Source organism: Pseudoalteromonas sp. GCY, from assembly GCF_016695175.1.
In the GTDB taxonomy this organism is placed as follows: Bacteria; Pseudomonadota; Gammaproteobacteria; order Enterobacterales; family Alteromonadaceae; genus Pseudoalteromonas.
On record NZ_CP068023.1, the window covers coordinates 879,852 to 900,643 of the forward strand.

16 protein-coding genes and 11 tRNA genes are annotated in these 20,792 nt (G+C 42.5%); 6 read left to right on the top strand and 21 right to left on the bottom strand.

The features are described 5' to 3' along the window. Positions 1 to 60: 60 nt before the first annotated feature. The 4 genes from JJQ94_RS09030 to JJQ94_RS09045 form a co-directional block, all read right to left on the bottom strand. Positions 61 to 137, bottom strand: a tRNA-Asn gene (locus JJQ94_RS09030). A 48-nt stretch (positions 138 to 185) separates the two neighbouring features. Beyond that, positions 186 to 262: transfer RNA gene (locus tag JJQ94_RS09035), tRNA-Asn, on the bottom strand. A 34-nt stretch (positions 263 to 296) separates the two neighbouring features. Continuing rightward, positions 297 to 373, bottom strand: a tRNA-Asn gene (locus tag JJQ94_RS09040). Between the two features lie 19 nt (positions 374 to 392). Beyond that, positions 393 to 469, bottom strand: a tRNA-Asn gene (locus JJQ94_RS09045). Positions 470 to 1,738: 1,269 nt separating this feature from the next. On the opposite strand from JJQ94_RS09045, the gene JJQ94_RS09050 reads away from it, so the two are divergent. Together JJQ94_RS09050 and uvrB are read left to right on the top strand one after the other, a co-directional pair. Then, entirely contained in the window at positions 1,739 to 3,115 is a 1,377-nt protein-coding gene (locus JJQ94_RS09050) for an MATE family efflux transporter (RefSeq protein ID WP_099031170.1), read from the top strand. After that, positions 3,115 to 5,118 (top strand): excinuclease ABC subunit UvrB, encoded by a 2,004-nt coding sequence (gene uvrB / locus JJQ94_RS09055; RefSeq protein WP_099031171.1) that lies wholly within the window; start codon positions 3,115 to 3,117, stop codon positions 5,116 to 5,118. The genes JJQ94_RS09050 and uvrB overlap by 1 nt, the downstream gene beginning before the upstream one ends. 75 nt (positions 5,119 to 5,193) lie before the next feature. On the opposite strand, the gene JJQ94_RS09060 is transcribed toward uvrB, so the two are convergent. Beyond that, entirely contained in the window at positions 5,194 to 5,787 is a 594-nt protein-coding gene (locus JJQ94_RS09060; RefSeq protein ID WP_099031172.1) for a porin family protein, read from the bottom strand. A 137-nt stretch (positions 5,788 to 5,924) separates the two neighbouring features. Then, positions 5,925 to 6,296, bottom strand: coding sequence for a hypothetical protein (locus tag JJQ94_RS09065; RefSeq protein WP_099031173.1), 372 nt, complete (start codon positions 6,294 to 6,296; stop codon positions 5,925 to 5,927). A 262-nt stretch (positions 6,297 to 6,558) separates the two neighbouring features. Between JJQ94_RS09065 and JJQ94_RS09070 the strand changes: the two genes are divergently transcribed. Together JJQ94_RS09070 and JJQ94_RS09075 are read left to right on the top strand one after the other, a co-directional pair. Further along, complete coding sequence (locus JJQ94_RS09070; protein ID WP_099031174.1) at positions 6,559 to 7,074, top strand: winged helix-turn-helix domain-containing protein; 516 nt, start codon at positions 6,559 to 6,561, stop codon at positions 7,072 to 7,074. Positions 7,075 to 7,103: 29 nt separating this feature from the next. Further along, positions 7,104 to 7,832: an SIR2 family NAD-dependent protein deacylase gene (locus JJQ94_RS09075; protein ID WP_099031175.1), complete on the top strand. Its 729-nt coding sequence runs from the start codon at positions 7,104 to 7,106 to the stop codon at positions 7,830 to 7,832. Positions 7,833 to 7,850: 18 nt separating this feature from the next. Here the strand turns inward: JJQ94_RS09075 and JJQ94_RS09080 are convergent, their stop codons facing one another. Beyond that, positions 7,851 to 8,510, bottom strand: a complete 660-nt coding sequence (locus JJQ94_RS09080; RefSeq protein WP_099031176.1) for a hypothetical protein — start codon at positions 8,508 to 8,510, stop codon at positions 7,851 to 7,853. A 101-nt stretch (positions 8,511 to 8,611) separates the two neighbouring features. On the opposite strand from JJQ94_RS09080, the gene JJQ94_RS09085 reads away from it, so the two are divergent. After that, the gene (locus JJQ94_RS09085) at positions 8,612 to 10,768 is read left to right on the top strand and encodes a tetratricopeptide repeat protein (RefSeq protein ID WP_099031177.1); all 2,157 of its coding nucleotides are present in this window, start codon (positions 8,612 to 8,614) and stop codon (positions 10,766 to 10,768) included. Positions 10,769 to 11,688: 920 nt separating this feature from the next. Here the strand turns inward: JJQ94_RS09085 and lnt are convergent. Genes lnt through miaB form a run of 5 tightly spaced genes read right to left on the bottom strand, consistent with a single transcriptional unit; the run spans position 11,689 to position 17,129 of the window. Next, a complete protein-coding gene (gene lnt, locus JJQ94_RS09090; protein ID WP_099031178.1) occupies positions 11,689 to 13,266 on the bottom strand; it encodes an apolipoprotein N-acyltransferase in 1,578 nt (525 codons plus the stop codon). Beyond that, entirely contained in the window at positions 13,244 to 14,122 is an 879-nt protein-coding gene (corC, locus tag JJQ94_RS09095; protein ID WP_099031179.1) for a CNNM family magnesium/cobalt transport protein CorC, read from the bottom strand. The genes lnt and corC overlap by 23 nt, the downstream gene beginning before the upstream one ends. Positions 14,123 to 14,144: 22 nt before the next feature. Continuing rightward, entirely contained in the window at positions 14,145 to 14,603 is a 459-nt protein-coding gene (ybeY, locus tag JJQ94_RS09100) for an rRNA maturation RNase YbeY (RefSeq protein WP_099031180.1), read from the bottom strand. Between the two features lie 3 nt (positions 14,604 to 14,606). Then, positions 14,607 to 15,641, bottom strand: a complete 1,035-nt coding sequence (locus tag JJQ94_RS09105) for a PhoH family protein (protein WP_010370423.1) — start codon at positions 15,639 to 15,641, stop codon at positions 14,607 to 14,609. Positions 15,642 to 15,695: 54 nt separating this feature from the next. Beyond that, positions 15,696 to 17,129, bottom strand: a complete 1,434-nt coding sequence (gene miaB / locus JJQ94_RS09110) for a tRNA (N6-isopentenyl adenosine(37)-C2)-methylthiotransferase MiaB (RefSeq protein ID WP_010607359.1) — start codon at positions 17,127 to 17,129, stop codon at positions 15,696 to 15,698. A gap of 230 nt (positions 17,130 to 17,359) precedes the next feature. Here miaB and JJQ94_RS09115 point away from each other — a divergent pair, with 230 nt between their 5' ends. After that, positions 17,360 to 18,526: an FAD-dependent oxidoreductase gene (locus tag JJQ94_RS09115; protein WP_099031181.1), complete on the top strand. Its 1,167-nt coding sequence runs from the start codon at positions 17,360 to 17,362 to the stop codon at positions 18,524 to 18,526. Positions 18,527 to 18,591: 65 nt separating this feature from the next. Here JJQ94_RS09115 and JJQ94_RS09120 read toward each other — a convergent pair whose 3' ends face one another. The 9 genes from JJQ94_RS09120 to JJQ94_RS09160 form a co-directional block, all read right to left on the bottom strand. Next, complete coding sequence (locus tag JJQ94_RS09120) at positions 18,592 to 19,146, bottom strand: hypothetical protein (protein WP_099031182.1); 555 nt, start codon at positions 19,144 to 19,146, stop codon at positions 18,592 to 18,594. A gap of 2 nt (positions 19,147 to 19,148) precedes the next feature. Continuing rightward, positions 19,149 to 19,466, bottom strand: a complete 318-nt coding sequence (locus JJQ94_RS09125) for a hypothetical protein (protein WP_099031183.1) — start codon at positions 19,464 to 19,466, stop codon at positions 19,149 to 19,151. Positions 19,467 to 19,576: 110 nt separating this feature from the next. After that, a tRNA-Leu gene (locus tag JJQ94_RS09130) sits at positions 19,577 to 19,661 on the bottom strand. 260 nt (positions 19,662 to 19,921) lie between these two features. Further along, a tRNA-Leu gene (locus tag JJQ94_RS09135) sits at positions 19,922 to 20,006 on the bottom strand. An 85-nt stretch (positions 20,007 to 20,091) separates the two neighbouring features. Continuing rightward, positions 20,092 to 20,168: transfer RNA gene (locus tag JJQ94_RS09140), tRNA-Met, on the bottom strand. Positions 20,169 to 20,170: 2 nt separating this feature from the next. After that, positions 20,171 to 20,245 (bottom strand) — tRNA-Gln (locus JJQ94_RS09145). A gap of 39 nt (positions 20,246 to 20,284) precedes the next feature. Further along, a tRNA-Leu gene (locus tag JJQ94_RS09150) sits at positions 20,285 to 20,369 on the bottom strand. Positions 20,370 to 20,448: 79 nt separating this feature from the next. Beyond that, positions 20,449 to 20,523: transfer RNA gene (locus tag JJQ94_RS09155), tRNA-Gln, on the bottom strand. Between the two features lie 39 nt (positions 20,524 to 20,562). After that, a tRNA-Leu gene (locus JJQ94_RS09160) sits at positions 20,563 to 20,647 on the bottom strand. Positions 20,648 to 20,792: the final 145 nt, after the last annotated feature.

Here is a 20,792-nt window from a genome sequence, read left to right on the forward strand (position 1 = left end):
TGAGAATATTGCTTGTAGAGTAGTGTAAATGCTGGGAAAAGTCTAATGCTTTCGTGGAATTGGCTCCCCCTCCCCGACTCGAACGGGGGACCTGCGGATTAACAGTCCGTCGCTCTAACCAACTGAGCTAAGGGGGAACAATTTGGAACTTTGGGAATGCTCTTTTTGAGCAATATCTTATTGATTGGCTCCCCCTCCCCGACTCGAACGGGGGACCTGCGGATTAACAGTCCGTCGCTCTAACCAACTGAGCTAAGGGGGAACTACAATAAGATGTTGACTTTCCAGTAAATTAGTGGCTCCCCCTCCCCGACTCGAACGGGGGACCTGCGGATTAACAGTCCGTCGCTCTAACCAACTGAGCTAAGGGGGAATAGTCAAGTGTGAGAATTTGGCTCCCCCTCCCCGACTCGAACGGGGGACCTGCGGATTAACAGTCCGTCGCTCTAACCAACTGAGCTAAGGGGGAAGCGTATCTCTCAACGGGGCGAAATATTAATGACGACATTGCAAGGTGTCAACCACTAAAATCACAGAAACGTAAAAAACTCTACTAAGCGATGAATTAATGCGCTATTTGTTGGCTTTTTAGCTAGTTTAGGATTCTTGATATAGGGGCTGTTGACCTTTGCTGTTTGATTTTTGTTTCCCTGAGTGGGTTTTGGTCGCGGCGCTCGACTTGCCGCCTAGTAATCTAAGCAAAAGTTGAGCAATACGTAATTTTTCCATCGTTCATATGATGACTCTTAGTGAGTTTTGATTTCAATATGCCTAATGCCTATATGATGAAGATCCGCAAAATATGAAAGATAGGGGTGTTGTATAAAATTCCTCAATCATCGTGTAGGGGATGTCGAATAAAATTAACATATACAGTATTTACTGTTTATCTATACAGTGATATATTCTGTTTAATGTATTTTTTGAACGTTTTGTTTGAATTATATCCCTAACTGCTCATTTTATGATGTTTTCTTGAGATCTTTAAATCATTGCAATTATCACGTGAATGAGATCAATGAGCACAAATAGTGTGGTATTGATAATCTCTATTTAAACGCGGCGTGACAAACAGTAAGTAGTTACTATCATTAAAGTGAAAATCAATAATTTAATAAAAAGTTGAATTAAAACAGTTGGATATGTGTTCCTTATTATTTTTAGTCGTTAGATGCTTTTTACTTCCAGAAGCAAGGTTAGCCTAGAGATCTAAATTGATCCAGTTGTTGTTTTAAGAATGATCACACTAAACACGCCATTGATCAAAATTACTCCAAGCTGAAAACCTTTATTCTATTGGCTTGGAGCGACTTATCCACGGAATCTGTGGATAACATTGTTTATTATTATTTGAGAAGTATTGCAAGACTATGAAATTAGGGCGCTGCAGCCGTTTCAAGTAAAATTCGATAAATATTTAATTGTAATAATATCAATGGCTTATATTTGGTTGGTTATTTTTGTTTATTTGTTGTTCAGTGTGAAGCTTTTATGAACTTTTTACCATTTTGGCTGTGCAAAAAACATGCTACTTTGCAAGCTGGATTGTAACTTTTTTGTCAAAACATACTGAATCGTTATTTTCAACACTAAACCTTAATCCTGTAGCGTAATACAAGCTTTTTATAGGTAACTGTTGCTAATTTAGACTTTATAACGACTCTTAACGTTTACCGCATAGCGTCAACATCTTGAATAGCATACAATGAGCCGCTTAAAGTATCAGAAATAGGTTGTTATGACTCAAGCTAAGTCAAATTCCAATGGCAACGATATCCTTTTTGGTGATATTGGGGCGACTTTAAAGCGAATGACGATCCCCATGATATTCGGGATGATCACGCTGATGATGTTTAATCTCGTTGATACTTTCTTTATTAGTATGCTTGGCACCGAGCCGCTCGCGGCAATCAGCTTCACCTTTCCTGTTACCTTTACTGTAATTAGCTTAGCCATCGGGTTAGGTATTGGAACATCCGCCGTTATCGCTAAGGCCTTGGGTAGCAATTTGCTCGATGAAGCCAAATTTGATGCCGCAGTGGCTATTATTATCTCTGCGATATTCGTTTCATTACTTTCTATTCTTGGTTTCATTTTTGTCGATGAGATCTTTATTCTCCTCGGGGCAGGTGAAGCTGTTATGCCATTTATCCACGACTATATGTCGGTGTGGTTCATTGGATCGATTTTATTGATAACGCCGATGATTGGTAATTCAGTGCTGCGTGCCAGTGGTGACACCAAAACGCCAAGTTTAGTCATGGGACTCGGGGGATTAGTAAATGCGGTGTTGGACCCGATATTAATCTTCGGATTTGGGCCTATTGATGCAATGGGTGTAAAAGGGGCTGCAGTGGCCAGTGTGTTGTCTTGGAGTCTTGGGGTAACTATCATTTTATATTTGCTGATAGTTAAAAAGCGTCTTATCTCACTGTCTGCAAAATACACCAGCTTCACAAATGCGGCGAAAAAAATTCTCACCATAGGCTTGCCTGCAGCTGGCGCAAATATGCTGACGCCTTTAGCAATGGCGGTAATGACCGCACTTATTGCTAGTTATGGACCTGAAGCTGTGGCTGCATTTGGTGTTGGAAGTCGTATTGAGTCTATCGCAAGTCTGGTGGTTTTAGCGCTTTCTATGACGTTGCCTCCCTTTGTAAGTCAGAACTTTGGTGCAAAGCACTATCAGCGTGTGTCTGATGCCTATACCCAAACACTTAAATTTGTGCTTGGTTTTCAATTTGCGGTCTACTTATTACTGGTATTAAGCGCTTACTACATCAGTCATACTTTTGGTAATGAGCCAGCTGTCGTTGAAACCATACAGCTATTTATTTATATCATGCCGCTAGGATACGGCCTTCAAGGCGTGATCATATTAACCAATTCGTCATTTAATGCGTTGCATAAACCGATGAATGCGCTCATTCTAAGTGTGATCCGACTGTTCATATTTTATGTACCTATTGCTTATATAGGCTCAAAGTTGGCTGGGTTGCCCGGGCTATTTGCAGGCGCTGCTTTGGGGAACTTATTTACCGCAGCCATTGCCTACAATTGGTTTAAGAAAGTGATTAATGAAATAGCAGCAAGCGAGGTCCAAAAGGAGGCGTAATGGAAGATAAGTTTCAGCTAGTTTCTGAGTTTCAGCCAAACGGAGATCAACCAACAGCGATTGCTCAGCTGTGCGATGGTTTAGAATCAGGCCTTGCACATCAAACCTTGCTGGGGGCTACGGGAACGGGTAAAACCTTTACCATGGCCAACATCATTAATAACCTTAACCGCCCGACAATTATTATGGCGCATAACAAAACGCTGGCGGCGCAATTGTATGGCGAAATGAAAGAGTTCTTTCCTCATAATGCGGTTGAGTATTTCGTCTCTTATTATGACTATTATCAACCCGAAGCCTATGTCGTTGCCAGCGATACATTTATTGAGAAAGACGCGTCTATCAACGATCACATAGAGCAAATGCGTTTATCTGCGACCAAAGCCTTGCTTGAGCGCAGAGACACTATCATCGTCGCCTCAGTTTCAGCGATTTACGGCCTTGGCGATCCCGACTCTTACATGAAAATGATGCTGTTACTGAAAGTCGGTGAAACCATTGATCAGCGTGACATGTTAAGGCGTTTGGCAGAACTACAATACACGCGTAATGATATGGATTTTAGCCGTGGTACCTATCGAGTTCGCGGTGAGGTTATTGATATTTTTCCTGCCGAATCGGAAACCATTGCGGTACGGGTTGAAATGTTCGACGATGAGATTGAACGGATCAGTTTATTTGATCCCTTGACTGGCGCTGTTGAAAAACACCTCGTTCGCGCGACTATTTATCCAAAAACTCACTATGTGACGCCAAGAGAAAAGATCCTTGATGCCATTGAGCGCATTAAGGTGGAACTCAAAGATCGCCGTACTCAATTATTGGATAAAAACCGCTTAGTCGAAGAGCAGCGCATTGCTCAACGTACACAATACGATATTGAAATGATGACAGAGCTTGGCTATTGCTCTGGTATTGAAAATTACAGTCGATATTTATCGGGACGTGCACCAGGCGAGCCACCACCAACTTTGTTAGATTATTTACCGGATGATGCGCTTATGATCATCGACGAGTCTCACGTTACCGTTTCGCAGGTGGGGGCGATGTACAAAGGCGATCGCAGTCGTAAAGAAAACTTAGTTGAATATGGTTTTAGATTACCGTCTGCATTAGATAATAGACCACTAAAGTTTGAAGAGTTCGAAGCGATTTCGCCGCAGACTATTTATGTTTCGGCGACTCCCGGTGATTATGAATTGAATAAATCAGCGGGTGATGTTGCCGAGCAAGTGATCCGCCCAACAGGGCTATTAGACCCAGAAGTAGAAGTGCGTCCAGTTGCAACTCAAGTTGACGATTTGCTCTCTGAGATCTACAAACGGGTGGAAGTGAATGAGCGTGTGCTGGTTACTACGCTAACAAAACGCATGTCAGAAGATCTGACCGATTATCTTAACGATCATAACGTTAAGGTGCGTTACTTACACTCTGACATCGATACCGTTGAGCGTATGGAGATCATTCGAGACCTGCGCAAAGGCGTTTTTGATGTACTAGTCGGCATCAACTTGTTACGAGAGGGCTTGGATATGCCAGAGGTTTCTTTGGTTGCCATACTTGATGCAGATAAAGAAGGCTTTTTACGCTCGACGCGCTCTCTTATTCAGACAATTGGCCGCGCGGCACGTCACTTACATGGTAAAGCAATCTTATATGGTGATAGGGTGACGAACTCAATGCGCCAAGCTATAGATGAAACGCAAAGACGTAGAGAAAAGCAAGAGGCGTATAATGAGGCCAATGGCATTACACCAACGGCGCTCAATAAGAAGATCACGGATGTGATGGATCTCGGTGAGGAAGTGGCTGATGACAAAGTGGTTGATATTGATGCCAAATTTAAACCAGGCATGCCTGCAATGAATGCGAAAGAGATCGCCAAAGAAATAGACCGACTTGAAGCACAAATGATGAAGTTTGCTAAAGAGCTTGAGTTTGAAAAAGCAGCTCAAGCGCGCGATCAAGTTCAGATCTTACAAAAGCGTTTGATTAAAGCTTAGGGCTAAAACGTAGGCTTTAAAGAATAAAAAAGCATGTGTAGACCACATGCTTTTTTATCGGTTGGGTAGGCCGCTTTAGAAGCGGTAGCTGACACCTAGAGATAGGCTAGATGTATCCAAGTCACCCATATCAAGGTACTTGTAGCCAAGGTTAACTGCCATACCGTTATCCCAGTCATATTGCCAACCGGCTTCAGCTACAAAGCCGATACCATCGTCGGTAATTAATTTAGTGCGGCCACGAGTGATTTCGTAATCGTAATAGTTTGCACCTAATTTGCCGTAAAAGTAGCTGTTGTCGGAAATTTGATAGTAGCCTTTTGCCGCAACGACAAAGTTATCAAATTCTAAGTTATTAGCACCAAGGCCAAACAAGGTTTTGTTGTTTTGCGCACAGGTAAACTTGCGATCGTTTTCGTCTTCACACTTCCAATCATCTAAGTCTTCACCGCTGTTGTAACCTAATTCAAGCGCCAAAATTGGCGTAAAGTGATAGTTGTAATACAGATAGGCTTGGCCTACACCATCACCATCTTTACTTGAGCTTTTATAAGAAGCGCCACCGCCAGAGATGTCTAAACCAACGCGATGCGTCTCATTATTTTGTTCTGCAAAAGACGATAAACTTGTTGTGAGTAATGCAAGAGATAAAAGCGCTTTAATTTTCATAATCAATGTCCGTTGTGGTTAACTTGAGGACAGTATAAATAGCGGGGGTGTCAAGGTCTGTTGGGGGGGTGTCATAAAGTGTAAGAAGGCGTCGAATTTGGTTCTAATTATTTCACAAATATAAATAGCTGTATTTGCTAAGTGCTTTTAGCTGTCTTAGGTTTTGCAATGAACGTTTGGTATTTTAGTATGGTCGTCAATGTTAAAATCGCAGCAATAAGCCCACTCCATATGTGATGCATGATCAAATGACTTGCAATGAACATAGGCACGTCTTGCCAGCCATCAATTAACAAAAGTTTACTCACTAGCAGCAAATATCCGAGCAGGTGCGCGAAGAGAACAAACTTAAAGGATTTAATAAATTTGCTTTTTGCATTGACTGGCAGGGCTGGGAGGTTGAGGCGTAACGCGACGATAAAGGCTACCGAGAGCACAATACTGACTACTCCTAACCCGAGTAATGAGGTTTTTATCAATACGATGGAGTAGATAAAAGCAAGTAACATGAGCCAGCCTAACAATTACGGAAAACGCAGTTTATATACGCTTAGGTTTTGAGTCTATTCGAATTATTCTAAGGATTAGGTAGTGATTTTCTGAGTGATCGCTCTATACTAAAAGCCGATTTTATCAATAGTTTGTAAACCGATGTAACATTGCCCTATATTTTCACGGCATGTTTCGCTATAAATGCAATGTTATGTCGTAGTAAATTCGAATAAAACAATAATTATTATAGTAATTAAGACCAAGTTGGGAACTAGGGAAATGAAATTCGCTTTTAAGGATTTTTTGTTTGATAGCAAAGAGCTAAAGCTTTATAAAGACGACAGAAAGCTAAATTTAAAACAAAAACCTGCTCAGATATTGGAGTTATTTTTATCCGCTCCTCAAACTATCCACAGTAAAGAAGATATCTTAGAGAAAGTATGGCCAGATAGAAAGGTCACGGATCAGGTCGTATTTCAAAATATTGGCCATTTACGTGCTTTGTTCGGTGATGATGCCATCAAAACCTTTTCACGAAAAGGGTATCAATGGCAGATCCCTTGTACGGCTTTTGAAGGGACTGCGGAAGCTCAGGCTTCATCGCAGGCTTCACCTCAAACAGCGAATGAGTCGACTAAAGTGGATGTACAACCGGAGGAGGACGAAGCTGTAGTGACTGAATCACCTTCTGAAGTGCTCGAAAAATCAGAACCGATTGGTAGCAAACTGCCAATGTTTGGGCTTGCAGGTGTACTTGTGTTGCTAGCATTGGGTATCTACTTTACGTTATCGTGAGTCAAATTTACATGAGTTGAGGTTGTGTCATGTTGCAAACGTTGTATATCACAGGTGCTGGGGTGAGTGCCGAAAGTGGTATTCCGACTTTTCGGGGAGAGGATGGCTTTTGGACGATAGGTTCGGCTAATTACACTCCTCAAGAAATGGCCACGCGAGCAATGTATAAATCACAACCGTCGGAATTTTTAAAATGGTATTACCATCGTTTTGTGACTTATCGTAACTATGGCCCTAACCAAGTTCATCAATGGCTTAGTAATAAAAATGTGATCACGCAAAATATCGACGGTTTAGATGGTAAAGCAGGCAATAATCACTTTATTGCGATCCATGGACGTGTTGATCAGGTGACACCCTTTCATACACAAGGAGAACCCACAGAGTGTTTTACTGCTCCTTGGGATGAGGTAGATGAAAGTCGATTAGCCGAGTCGTTGTTAGCACTTTTCAAGATTGCTCGACGAGGGCCTGAAAAAGGCGTGTCACTCAAGCCATATGTGTTGCTATTCGATGAGTACTATACCGATCTTTATCGTATTAGCGAAGCACAGTCACGAATGTATGCTGCGGATAGAATCATTTTTATGGGCACCTCCTTTAGTGTCAATATCACTCAAATGGCCTTGGAAATAGCAAGGCACAAAGCAATTCCAATTGAAGTGGTTGACCCAAACCCTGCGCACTTACTCTATGAGCAAGTCACCTATCATCGCATGACAGCAAGTGAATACATCGCTAGTTTGCAAGCCTCTTAACCTAAAGCTTGGAGAAAGTTAGCCTGCTTTGCCTTGATAGTAAGTCGCTAGCAGAAATTGTTTATATTCACTGAGTCGGCGTTGTTGAATGAGGTGTGATTCAATCACTTTTGCGTTGTGGTTTTCCATTGTGCTTATTTGCCGCCTTTCGATTTCCATCAAGCCAAGTAACGCGCTTAATTCTTGAATACTAAGTGGCGCAGTATGGCTATTAAAAGCTAAGTAGCATTCGAGAGGTGTTAACTTTTTTGTATTTCTTTGACTAAGCGCGTTTTGTAGTAGCTCTTTGCTTTCAAAGTGCAATAAGGTTCTAAGGTAGTTGAGGCCGTTATCTTTCGCGGGCATTTGCGATAAAAGAATATGCAGTATGTTATTTCCTTGCGGGTTGAGGTTATTGATTTGCTCAGCTTGGATCAAAGGTGTTGAGAAAAAGGCAAACTTCTCCAAGGAGTTAATTGCAGCTATCATCGCTTCTGGAAAGCATGCTGCTTGTAAGCAAATACTCGCTATATCTTGATAGTGGCCATAGAGTGTAGTGTTACTCTGCGCACTTTGAAAAAGAAACTTGAGGACTTCAATCTGCGTGTCTTTGGGAGCGTGTGCGTACACGGCTTTTATTTTTTCTATATCCGCGCTTTTTAACGCTAACAAAAACTGAGTTAGACTATTATTCGACATACATAGAACCACAATTTATTATTTAATGCTCACGCAATATGATAGCCTATTCGCCTGCTGTTTTGCTCAATTTATAACGATAATAACAAAGAGACGATTACGTGTTGCACTTTAAGATAATACTGCTTACTTGTTGCCTACTATTAAGCCCGCTAGTTTATGCCAATGAGCGTTTATACGATGCTTTTATTAAAGAAATTCAGCAACAAGAAACACGTGATAGCGCACTTCAAAAAGTCGACCAAGTATTAGAGTCGGGCTTAACGCTGGAAGAAATTGCTGACGTTCACCATAAGACCACGGTTATATTAAAAAACGCTTTCCAGCTCGAAGAAGCACATAAATGGGCAGAACGTTTTAAGCAAGTATTACTCACACATCATTTACCCGAATATGAAGCTAAATATTCATTAACGTATGGTGACCTCATGCTTAATGAGGGAAGGTTTAGCGATGCCATTAGTCATTTGCAGATCTCGGTTACCCAATTTTCCGAGCTTAAAATGTATCGCTTGCTTAGCCATGCACACCGTTTTCTAGGCGTTGCATATACTCAAAACGGTGATTATAAAAACGGTGTAAAGAGCTACGAGATGTCGATTGAAATTGCAAGGACTAATGAGCTCCCGGAGTTGCAAATATTGGCTATTACTCAGCTTGCAGACACCTATTCAGAGTTGTCCTTACCTGACAAAGCCCTTGAGCTATTACAACAATCAATTGCGGTACTAAAAAGTCAAAAACAGGAAAACATCGTTTTACTTGGACAAGTTTACTATAACTTGGGTAGCGCCCATCAAGTGATTGGCGACCATGAAAAGTCGTTGGCAGCCTATCAAACCGCTTATGACTATGATATTAAAGCGGGCAGTGCAGTTTACTCAGCCTATACTTTGATCCGCATTGGTCGTGAACAAATGATGCTAACCCAATATAAAAATGCCGAAGGTTCCTTTAAAAAAGCATTTACGATTTTCGAGGAAAATGGCCACACCAGAAACCAGGGCTGGGCGCTGAGTAATTTGGCCGAAGTTAAATTAAAAGCAGATGAAAAAGTTAAGGCCAAAGAGTATGTTGAACAGGCGTTAGAGTTAATTGATCCGGTACAAAGCAAAGTGCTTTATCAAGAGACGATGACCACCTATGCGCATATTGTTTTACCTGAGCGAGCTGATTTTTTTATAAAAAATATGAAGCAAATTATAGCGCAAGATGAAGTCCAGCCTGGCCTTAAAGTAATCGCTTTGCTGGTGTTAAAGGACGCCTACAGCGCGAAAGGTGACTTTGAGTCTGCACTTAATTATCACTTGCAATATGCGGAATCTAAGGTTTCTCAGCTTAAAAAAGAAGCCAGTCAAAAAGCCTTGGCCTATCAGATGGATACCGAGTACCAGAAGAATCAATATGAGCTACAAAGTCTAAAAACACAGCGTGATGTAGAGCTGGCCGAACAGCGCGTAGAACAAATAGTAACGGCAGCAGTGGTGGGAGTTTTGGTCATTCTACTGAGCGCGTTCCTATTACTTGCGAGAAACAAACGTCGCGCACTGGAACTCGAGAAGCAGCTTCTCAACAAAACCTTGGATTTAAAGCAGCAACTACTTGCAGATATTTCTCATGAATTAAGAACACCGCTTACCGTACTTAAGCTACATATTGAATCTCTGGAACATAATTTGGTGGAAAATCCAAAGCAGAGCTACAAAGTGCTTAACCGCCGTCTCGATACTCTTAACACATTAATTAAAGATATCTATGAACTCGCGCAGGCAGATACTGGCAGCCTTAACTTGGCGTTAAAGCGTGTCAATGCCAAACAAGCGTTTATTGGTCTTGTTGAAGATATTGATGACTTTGTGACGGATGAAGGGCTTAAGTTTAATGCCAATATAGAATTACCAGATGAACTGGAAATCGATATTGATGTAACTAGATTTGCTCAGGTATTCAATAACTTGGCTCGTAATAGTGTGAATTATACCGACAAGCCGGGAGAAGTCTCCGTGGATATTAGCTATCAAAGCCAGCAGATCCAATGTGTTATTGAAGATTCAAGCCCAGGTGTGGGCGATGAAGCTTTAGGGAGATTGTTTGAACGTTTATTCCGCTGTGATAAATCACGTAGCCGAGATCTTGGTGGCTCTGGCTTAGGTTTATCTATTTGTCAAAAACTGGTTGAATTGCACGGTGGCAGCATTGCCGTTGCGCACAGCGAATTAGGTGGGTTGAAAGTGAGTGTTATTATACCTTGTGAGTAATAACAAAAACCTGCTTTTACCTGAGGTTATATACTCAGTGCGATTTTACATCGCGATTTAGTAAAAGCTCGCCGCATAAAGCGGCTCCTATCAGAGGTTATATATCGTGTGTCGGAGCGATTTTACATCGCGATTTAGTAAAAGCTCGCCGCATAAAGCGGCTCCTATCAGAGGTTATATATCGTGTGTCGGAGCGATTTTACATCGCGATTTAGTAAAAGCTCGCCGCGTAAAGCAGCTCCTACCAGAGTTATATATCGCGTGTCGGAGCGATTTTACATCGCGATTTAGTAAAAGCTCGCCGCATAAAGCGGCTCCTACCAGAGTTATATATCGCGTGTCGGAGCGATTTTACATCGCGATTTAGTAAAAGCTCGCCGCATAAAGCGGCTCTTACCAGAGCTTATATAATAGGTGTAGGAGCGATTTTACATCGCGATATGGCACAAAAGCTCGCCGCATAAAGCGGCTCCTACCAGAGGTTATATATTACGTGTAGGAGCGATTTTACATCGCGATTTAGTAAAAGCTCGCCGCATAAAGCGGCTCCTACCAGAGGTTATATATTACGTGTCGGAGCGATTTTACATCACGATTTAGTAAAAGCTCGCCGCATAAAGCGGCTCCTACCAGAGGTTATATATCGTGTGTCGGAGCGATTTTACATCGCGATTTAGTAAAAGCTCGCCGCATAAAGCGGCTCCTACCAGAGGTTATATATTACGTGTAGGAGCGATTTTACATCGCGATTTAGTAAAAGCTCGCCGCATAAAGCGGCTCCTACCAGAGGTTATATATTACGTGTAGGAGCGATTTTACATCGCGATTTAGTAAAAGCTCGCCGCATAAAGCGGCTCCTATCAGAGGTTATATATCGCGTGTCGGAGCAATTTTACATCGCGAAAGGTACAACACCGCAACTACAAAAAGTTGCGTTCAAATCGCTTAAGCACTATGGGCTTTACCTTTGCAGCGGTGAGTATCAGCATAATAAAAGTGACAATAAACCAGATGGGGCGATTACCATGCTCTGCATACCAGCTCACTCCACTAATTAGTTTTACATCACTTTTCAGTATATTGGCTTCGAATTGTGGAATGACATGCTGAACTTTGCTAAGCGGATCGTAAACACCAGTGATACCATTATTCGTTACTCGAATTAATGGGCGCTGTAATTCTAAGGCACGCATGCGAGCGATCTGCATATGCTGATGCGGGCCGTGGGAATCTCCAAACCAAGCGTCGTTGCTCACAGTAAAAAGAATATCTGACTCAGAGGTAAAGTTACCTCTGACAAGCTCGCTAAATGCAATTTCGTAACAAATAGCGGGTAACACATGCAAACCGTTCGCAAGTAGGTTTGGTTGTACCGCATCACCTCGAGTAAATGACGACATCGCTAAGTTAAAAAGAGGCGCAATAGGACGCAATAGGTCTTCGAACGGCACAAACTCACCAATAGGCAACAATTGGTGCTTCTGGTAGCGGTTTTTGTGCAGATAGTGATATTGCCCTTCGCTATCTTCTTTTTCTTTTTTACCAAGCGAGATCAGCGTGTTGTACGCGGTTCTGGTATCAAACTGATAATCGGGAATGCCCGTTATCAGCGCCGTGCCATTAAACGCGGCGGCTTTGTCCAGCCCTTCTAAAAATGGGTAGGCGATATCTTCAAATTCAGGAATAGCCGCTTCTGGCCACACCACTAAATCAACGTCTTGCCAGTTAGGTCTAGTCATATCTCGATATTTAGACATGGTAGGCCAAAACTGCTCAGGCTCCCAGCGCAGACTCTGCTTGATATTACCTTGTACAAGCAAGGTGGTAATTTCATCACCGGAGTATTTCAGTGGGCCTTGAATGACTGGCACACTGTATAGACCGGCAATGCCAGCAAAGCTGATAATGGTGAGATAAATCGCACGTTGTTTAAGTAGATAGTAAAGGCTTGTTGTCGCTAAAATAACTAGCAATGTTAAGCCAAATTCACCGATCCAAGGGGCTAAACTGCTCAATGGCGAGTCAGTTAACGTATAACCAAAGCTAAGCCAAGGGAAGCCTGTGAGCATGTGGCCTCGCAGCCACTCGGTAATGGCAAACCCCGCAACAAGTGCCAGCACCCGTTGCCAAGGTGTGCGAGTAAAGTAGCTGGCAAAAGCAAATGCCAATGTCGGGTAGATGGCAAGATAAGCACATAGCAATGCCATCAACAGCACTGAGACAGGTAAGGGTAAACCACCAAATTCAGCGATAGAGACATGCACCCAGCTTATGCCAAGGGCAAACCAGCCAAAGCCAAATAAGAAGCCATACTTAGCCGCGAGCTTTGGATAGGGTTTATCGGTAAGCCAAGTCGCTATAATCAAGCTGACAAACGCGATAGGCCAAAAACCAAAAGGGGAATAAGCAAAAGTAAGCGCACAGCCAGAAATGAGTGCCAGCCATGCAAACTTATCTTTTGCGAGGTTACTCAGGTTAGATACTAGAGTCTTCAACATGTTCAGATTTAGGTACACTTACTTGAATTTGTAAGATCCTCCGGTTATCGGAGTTAGTTACCTTAAACTGAAGGGGATCTATGTCTATAGTTTCACCACGGCTTGGCATATGGCCAAATGCATGAAGAATAATACCGCCAATGGTATCGGCTTCTTGGGTGTCGTAGTTGGTTTTGAAAAATTCGTTGAATTCATCCAATGGCGTGAGTGCTTGCACGGTATAAACATGTTTAGATAGCTGACGAATATCTTGTTGTTCTTCGTCGTCATCATGTTCATCTTCGATTTCACCAACAATGGTTTCGAGAATATCTTCGATAGTAACCAGTCCAGATACACCACCGTATTCATCAATCACAATAGCCATATGGTAACGTTTTTGACGGAATTCGTTGAGCAGGGTATCGACACGCTTACTTTCAGGCACGACCACAGCGGGACGAAGATATTCGCGGATACTTGGCAAATCGCTCTCTTCGCGCAAAATCAAAGGTAAGAGATCTTTGGCAAGTAAGATGCCTTCTACGTGGTCTTTGTCTTCACAAATCACAGGAAAACGCGAGTGTGAAGATTCTACCATCATAGGGAGTTGAGCACTGAGCGGCTCATCTACATCAAGTGTAATCATTTGCGAACGTGGGATCATGATGTCACGTACTTTCAGCTCTGAAACGCTGAGTACACCTTCCATCATATCTTTGGTTTCTGGGTCAATCAGCTGGCGCTCTTGCGCATCAGCGATGACTCCAGCCAGTTCTTCTTTATTTTGGGGTTCCCCTTGCAGCATCTGTGTGATGCGTCCCAGCCAGGTCTTGCTAGAAGAACCCTGACTACTTTGCGAGTTATCGTCGCTCATTAGTTGTGTCTGCTCCGTTAATTTAACAATCGTCTCTGTAAGGATCTGCGATATTCAAAGAAGCGAGAATTTGCTTCTCTATTGTTTCCATTTCTACCGCGTCTTGTTCATTTATATGGTCAAATCCAAGTAAATGCAAGCAACCATGGATAACCATATGGGCGAAGTGGTCATGAAAGGTCTTTTCTTGCTCTATGGATTCTTGGTATACCACTTGGGGACAGATAATTAAATCACCAATAAGTGACAACTCAATCCCCGGTGGCGCATCAAACGGGAAAGACAACACGTTGGTTGGCTTGTCTTTGCCCCTGTACTGGCTATTGAGCTCTTGGCTTTCGTGCTCGTCAGCGATACGAATCGTTAATTCTGCTTCTTCGCGAAATTGCGTTAATGCATGTTCTGCCCATAATTGAAATTGTGCTTCGGATGGCAAGTTTTCAAACTCACAAGCCAATTGCAAATCTAGCATTAAGTCCATGGTTTATTCCTCAGAAGGTTGCTGTTTCGCTTGATGCTTTTCAGCTTTAGCGAGACGCTCTTGTTCTTCTTTCTTCTCGTATGCTTCGACGATACGAGCAACCACAGGGTGTCTAACTACATCGTGAGATTTAAAGAAGTTAAATGAAATTTCTTCTACATCATTGAGCACTTCTATCGCATGACGAAGTCCAGAGCGCGCACCACGAGGTAAATCGATTTGGGTGATATCACCGGTGATCACCGCTTTTGAATTAAAGCCAATCCGCGTTAGAAACATCTTCATTTGTTCAGTAGTGGTATTTTGGCTCTCGTCCAAGATAATAAACGCGTCATTGAGTGTTCGACCACGCATATACGCCAAAGGTGCAACTTCGATGACATTTTTTTCGATTAAGCGCTCAACTTTTTCAAAACCAAGCATCTCGAATAGGGCGTCATAAAGTGGACGAAGGTAAGGGTCGATTTTTTGTGTTAAATCACCTGGTAAGAAGCCCAGCTTTTCACCAGCTTCAACTGCTGGACGAGTGAGGAGGATGCGACGTATTTCTTGACGTTCCAGCGCATCAACCGCTGCTGCAACAGCAAGGTAGGTTTTACCAGTACCCGCAGGACCAACACCAAAGGTAATATCGTGAGTTAAGATATTAGCGACATATTGACTCTGATTTGGGTTACGAGGCTTAACCACACCGCGACGAGTCTTAATATAGACTTCTTTGTCCCACACGGTTGGGGCGTCTTGCTCAAGTACGTTCGCTTCTGTGATGGCCAGATGAACCTGATCTGGTTCGATTTCTGTCATTTTTCCTTTCACAGGCTGAGTATCAACATATAGAGACTTTAGAATATCCACAGCTGCTTTTGCCGTTACCGCTTGTCCGGTCACTTTAAACCAATTGTCACGGTGCGCGATTTCAACTCCAAGGCGACGTTCTATTTGTTTTAGATTTTCGTCGAACGGACCACAAAGTGAAGAAAGGCGGTGGTTATCTGCGGGTTCTAAGTAAATTTCTATATTCTTTATCTGATTACTCAAAATGTCTTCCTATAAAAATGACGCTAGCCGAAGCTAGCGCACAATTTAAAAATGCTAGGGGGTAAAAGTACCAACACCTAATTCGTTAATTTCAGGTTCTTGTGGTGCTTTATTTAAGATATCCGACGGTTTTACGTCACGACGTAAATCCATTTCTGCTTCAGTACGGATAAGCTCACCACGTAACGAGTTCGGTAACGCCTCAGTAATACGTACATCGACGAATTGGCCGATCACTGAGTGTGGACCTTCGAAGTTTACAACGCGGTTATTTTCAGTTCTACCACGCAGTTCCATTGGGTTTTTCTTCGATGGGCCTTCAACCAAAATACGCTGCTCGGTATCGTGCATCTTGCGGCTGATATCCTGCGCCATTTGGTTGATACGGTTCTGTAGAAGATAGAGGCGTTCTTTCTTTTCTGATTCCGCAACATCATCAGGTAAGTCGGCTGCTGGTGTTCCTGGTCGCGCCGAGTAGATGAAACTAAAACTCATATCAAAACCGATATCATTAATCAGGTTCATCGTTGCTTCAAAGTCTGCGTTCGATTCGCCTGGGAAACCAATGATGAAATCTGAAGACATGCTTAGGTTCGGACGGATCTTACGTAGCTTGCGGATCGTTGACTTGTACTCAAGCGCAGTATGACCGCGTTTCATAAGGTTTAGAATACGGTCTGAACCACTTTGTACCGGTAGGTGTAAATGGTCAACAAGCTCTGGCACATCCGCATAGGCTTCAATGATATCTGGTGTAAATTCAACCGGATGAGATGTTGTATAACGAATGCGGTCAATACCGTCAATTGCTGCAACGTAGCGAATTAAGTCAGAGAAGTAACAAATTTCACCATCGTGCATTTCACCGCGATAAGCATTTACATTCTGACCGAGTAAGTTAACTTCACGCACACCTTGCTCCGCAAGCTGAGCAACTTCAAGGATAACGTCATCTAAAGGACGGCTTACTTCTTCGCCACGCGTGTACGGTACAACACAGAAAGTACAGTACTTAGAGCAACCTTCCATAATTGAAACAAATGCACTCGGGCCTTCAGCCTTTGGCTCAGGGAGACGGTCAAATTTTTCAATTTCAGGGAAGGAAATATCAACGACAGCACCTTCTTTGCTTTGCACCTGCTTGATCATCTCTGGTAGGCGGTGCAATGTTTGTGGGCCAAACACGATATCAACAAATGGAGCACGCTGGCGAATGGTGTCGCCTTCTTGTGACGCTACGCAGCCACCAACACCAATAACAAGATCGGGGTTTGTGTCTTTTAGTAGTTTCCAACGACCAAGTTGGTGGAATACTTTTTCCTGTGCCTTCTCACGAATCGAGCAAGTATTGAGTAGGATCACATCAGCTTGCTCAGCTTCTTCTGTAAGCTGATAGCCATTTGTTGAATCCAAAAGATCCGCCATTTTCTGGGAGTCATACTCGTTCATCTGACAACCCCAGGTTTTAATATGCAGTTTTTTACTCATTTAAATATTGCCTCGTTTACAACTCGGTGTTTAGCACTACGCGTTTCTCGTGCAGGCGATGCTGAATTGATATCATTATGCCTAAAGGACGCGTATTTTATATGACCTATCTTGTCTAGCCAAGTATAGATTTTAACTTTCAAAATGTGGATCAATACAGGGTGTTTTAAGCAAACATCTGTTTTTATATGCGTTACAATGCGCAAAGACTCAATTAAGTGGAATATGGCATGAAAAACAAGGCTCTGATAGTCGGTGGTGGCATGGTTGGTGCAGCGTGTGCTGTTAAGCTAGCGAAGCAAGGTGTTGACGTAACCATTATTGAACATTCTCCCATCTTACCTGATGCAACACTCGCAAGTGATAAGGTAGATATTCGCGTATCTGCTATCAATCGCTTTTCCGAGCAGTTATTGGATGAGCTCGGTGCTATGCCTGTGTTAAGAAGCACCAGAGCTGCGGTTTACAAGCAGTTAGAAGCCTATGAGGATAAGCCAGGACAATTGATATTTGATTGTGAAGCACTAAACGCCTCGCACTTAGGCCACTTAATTGAGAATAACCTCATTCAAGCTGCATTGTGGCAACAGTTTGAGGAATTTGATATCAAAGTGGTTTCACCAGAGGGGATCCCAAAGCGCATTGTTCATAATGATGATTCCGTGACGATTGAGTATCAAGCAGCATCCTTTACCGCCGATTTGCTAATTGCAGCTGATGGTGGCCGTTCTATCGTCAGACAAATGAGTGGCATAGGCGTGACGGGTTGGCAATATGAGCAACATTGTATGGGGCTGCTGATTAAACTCGACGCGCCGCAGCAAGAAAAAACATGGCAGCAATTTAAGCCATCAGGTCCCATTGCCTTTTTACCTATGCAGTATCCGTATGCCAATCTGATTTGGTATGACAACGGCAATAAACTCAATTTACTTAAGCAACTAGATAAGCAGGCGCTAAAACAAGAAGTAAAGGCTGCATTTTTTGAGCTACCCGGTGACTTTGAGATTGAAGAAGTGGCGGTTTTTCCTTTAGCAAGGCAACATGCTAACCAATACGTGAGCGAACGAGTGGTATTAGTAGGGGATGCAGCTCATACCATTAATCCGTTAGCAGGGCAGGGAGTAAATCTTGGCTTTAAAGACGTAGCGGCACTTGCTGAAGCGATTGAGGCAAAAGAAGATATTGGTGATAGCAGCGCACTACATCATTACGAGTCAAAGCGTAGGAAAGACAACCTCTTGATGATGAGTATGATGGATGCGTGTTATTTTGGCTTTTCGAATCAAGTAACACCGTTAAAGCATTTGAGAAATCTGGCGCTGAATGTGGCGAATAAAGCTGGGCCGTTAAAAAAAGAAGTGCTAAAGCACGCCATGGGAGGAGTTGGTTTTTAATTACATTTGTAGGAGAGAATTAATTATCCGGATCTCAGGTTACTGGGCTCTCCTACATTTTCTTGCTATAAGCTACCGACTAAACGTGTTCTATCAATGATTTGAATTAATGTTCGTTTGTTAAACTTGCCATCAATCTGTAATAGCCAGTCGCTATTTTCTAACAACAAAAACGCAGTATTTTGACCTGATTTATTTAGTGCAGAAAAAATATAACTACCTTTAACTTTTTCAACAAACAGTTCGGACGTATCAATGTCACCAAATACTGCACTGATTTTATGACCGTGTGGCTTTTGTTCTTGAATTTTGCCATTAAAGAGTTGCTCAAGGAATGTGATCGGGGCTAAGCCATATTTCTTAGGTAGATCGGCAAGTGCAATTGAGCTGGGCAACCAATTTAAAAACAATTCAGACTCCTTGTTGCTTATAACCATTGAATAGGAATTATCGCTAAAGGTATGAAACGAGAGTTTGCTAGTCTGCTCTGGAGCAATGCAGTAATTAAAGTGTTTAAGTGAGATATCAATATTTGGAGGTGTGCAGTGGGTCTTCATAGCTGCTTGAGCACTGACGAGTAGAGGTAACAAAGTCAATATGAGTAATAATAACTTTCTCATTATCATACTCCTAAAGCAGCGATTTGTAGGTGTCTACGGTAACCCCATATAACGGACTTAGCACAGGTAAGGGACTGCTTTTGCTCCAGCTGCGCCAATACACTTTGTGTAAAGTTTTTGGCTATCCATGAAATTGAAGCTTTTCCACCAGTAGGTTCAGGAACCCAATTAAGGGCTTCAGTGCAATCTTTTGTTTTTTTTACCATCTCACCGAATATTTCAGCGACTTTTGGGTTCGCTTCACCGCTAAAGGCTATCTCTAATCCCGCGCCTTTATAAAATGAGTTTATTGCTGCTTTAACTTTATCTTGTTCGGTCATGATAATAATCCTTTATTATTAATTTCTAATAAAGAATCTAACATAAATGTTGATAAAGTAAAATTAACGAGATGATGGTTTTTGGGGGAGGATTTTTTATATAGAATAAATGGTGCGGAAAGAGAGACTTGAACTCTCACATCCGAAGATACTGGAACCTAAATCCAGCGCGTCTACCAATTCCGCCACTTCCGCACAGTAGATATTTTATTTGTAGCTAACATCTCAAAAAGAGATGGCTGGAGTACCAGGATTTGAACCTGGGAATGGCGAGATCAAAACCCGCTGCCTTACCGCTTCCACTTCGTGTCGAGACAATACCCAGCAATAGAGGTAAGTTCAAACCTTATTTAGCCCAGATTTGATTTAGGCTACCTTACCGCTTCCACTTCATGTCGAGACGATACTCAGCAATAGAGATAAGTTCAAGAGTTTGAGTTCTACTTGAAAGAACATGGTGCGGAAAGAGAGACTTGAACTCTCACATCCGAAGATACTGGAACCTAAATCCAGCGCGTCTACCAATTCCGCCACTTCCGCATATCATTTTGCATTAGTTATTAGAACCTAAATCCAGCGTCTATATCAAGACATCGACCAATTCCAAAACTTCCGCATTTGTAAATGGTGGCTATGCCCTGATTTGAACAGGGGACCCCATCATTATGAGTGATGTGCTCTAACCAGCTGAGCTACATAGCCATTGGCTGGAGTACCAGGATTTGAACCTGGGAATGGCGGGATCAAAACCCGCTGCCTTACCGCTTGGCGATACTCCAACGAAATAAAATCTTTTTGAGTTCTGATTTAAAAGAACATGGTGCGGAAAGAGAGACTTGAACTCTCACATCCGAAGATACTGGAACCTAAATCCAGCGCGTCTACCAATTCCGCCACTTCCGCATTTATTATCTAGAGTATATTGGAATCTAAATCCAGCGTCTATTTCAAGACATCTGCCAATTCCAAAACTTTAGAAATGTGGCTGGAGTACCAGGATTTGAACCTGGGAATGGCGGGATCAAAACCCGCTGCCTTACCGCTTGGCGATACTCCAACGAAATAAAATCTCTTTGAGTTCTGATTTAAAAGAACATGGTGCGGAAAGAGAGACTTGAACTCTCACATCCGAAGATACTGGAACCTAAATCCAGCGCGTCTACCAATTCCGCCACTTCCGCACATCTTTTGGCATTAGTTATTGGAACCTAAATCCAGCGTCTATATTAAGACAACTGCCAATTCCGCCACTTCTGCATATATTATCTGGAGTATTTGGAACCTAAATCCAGCGTCTATTTCAAGACATCTGCCAATTCCTCAACT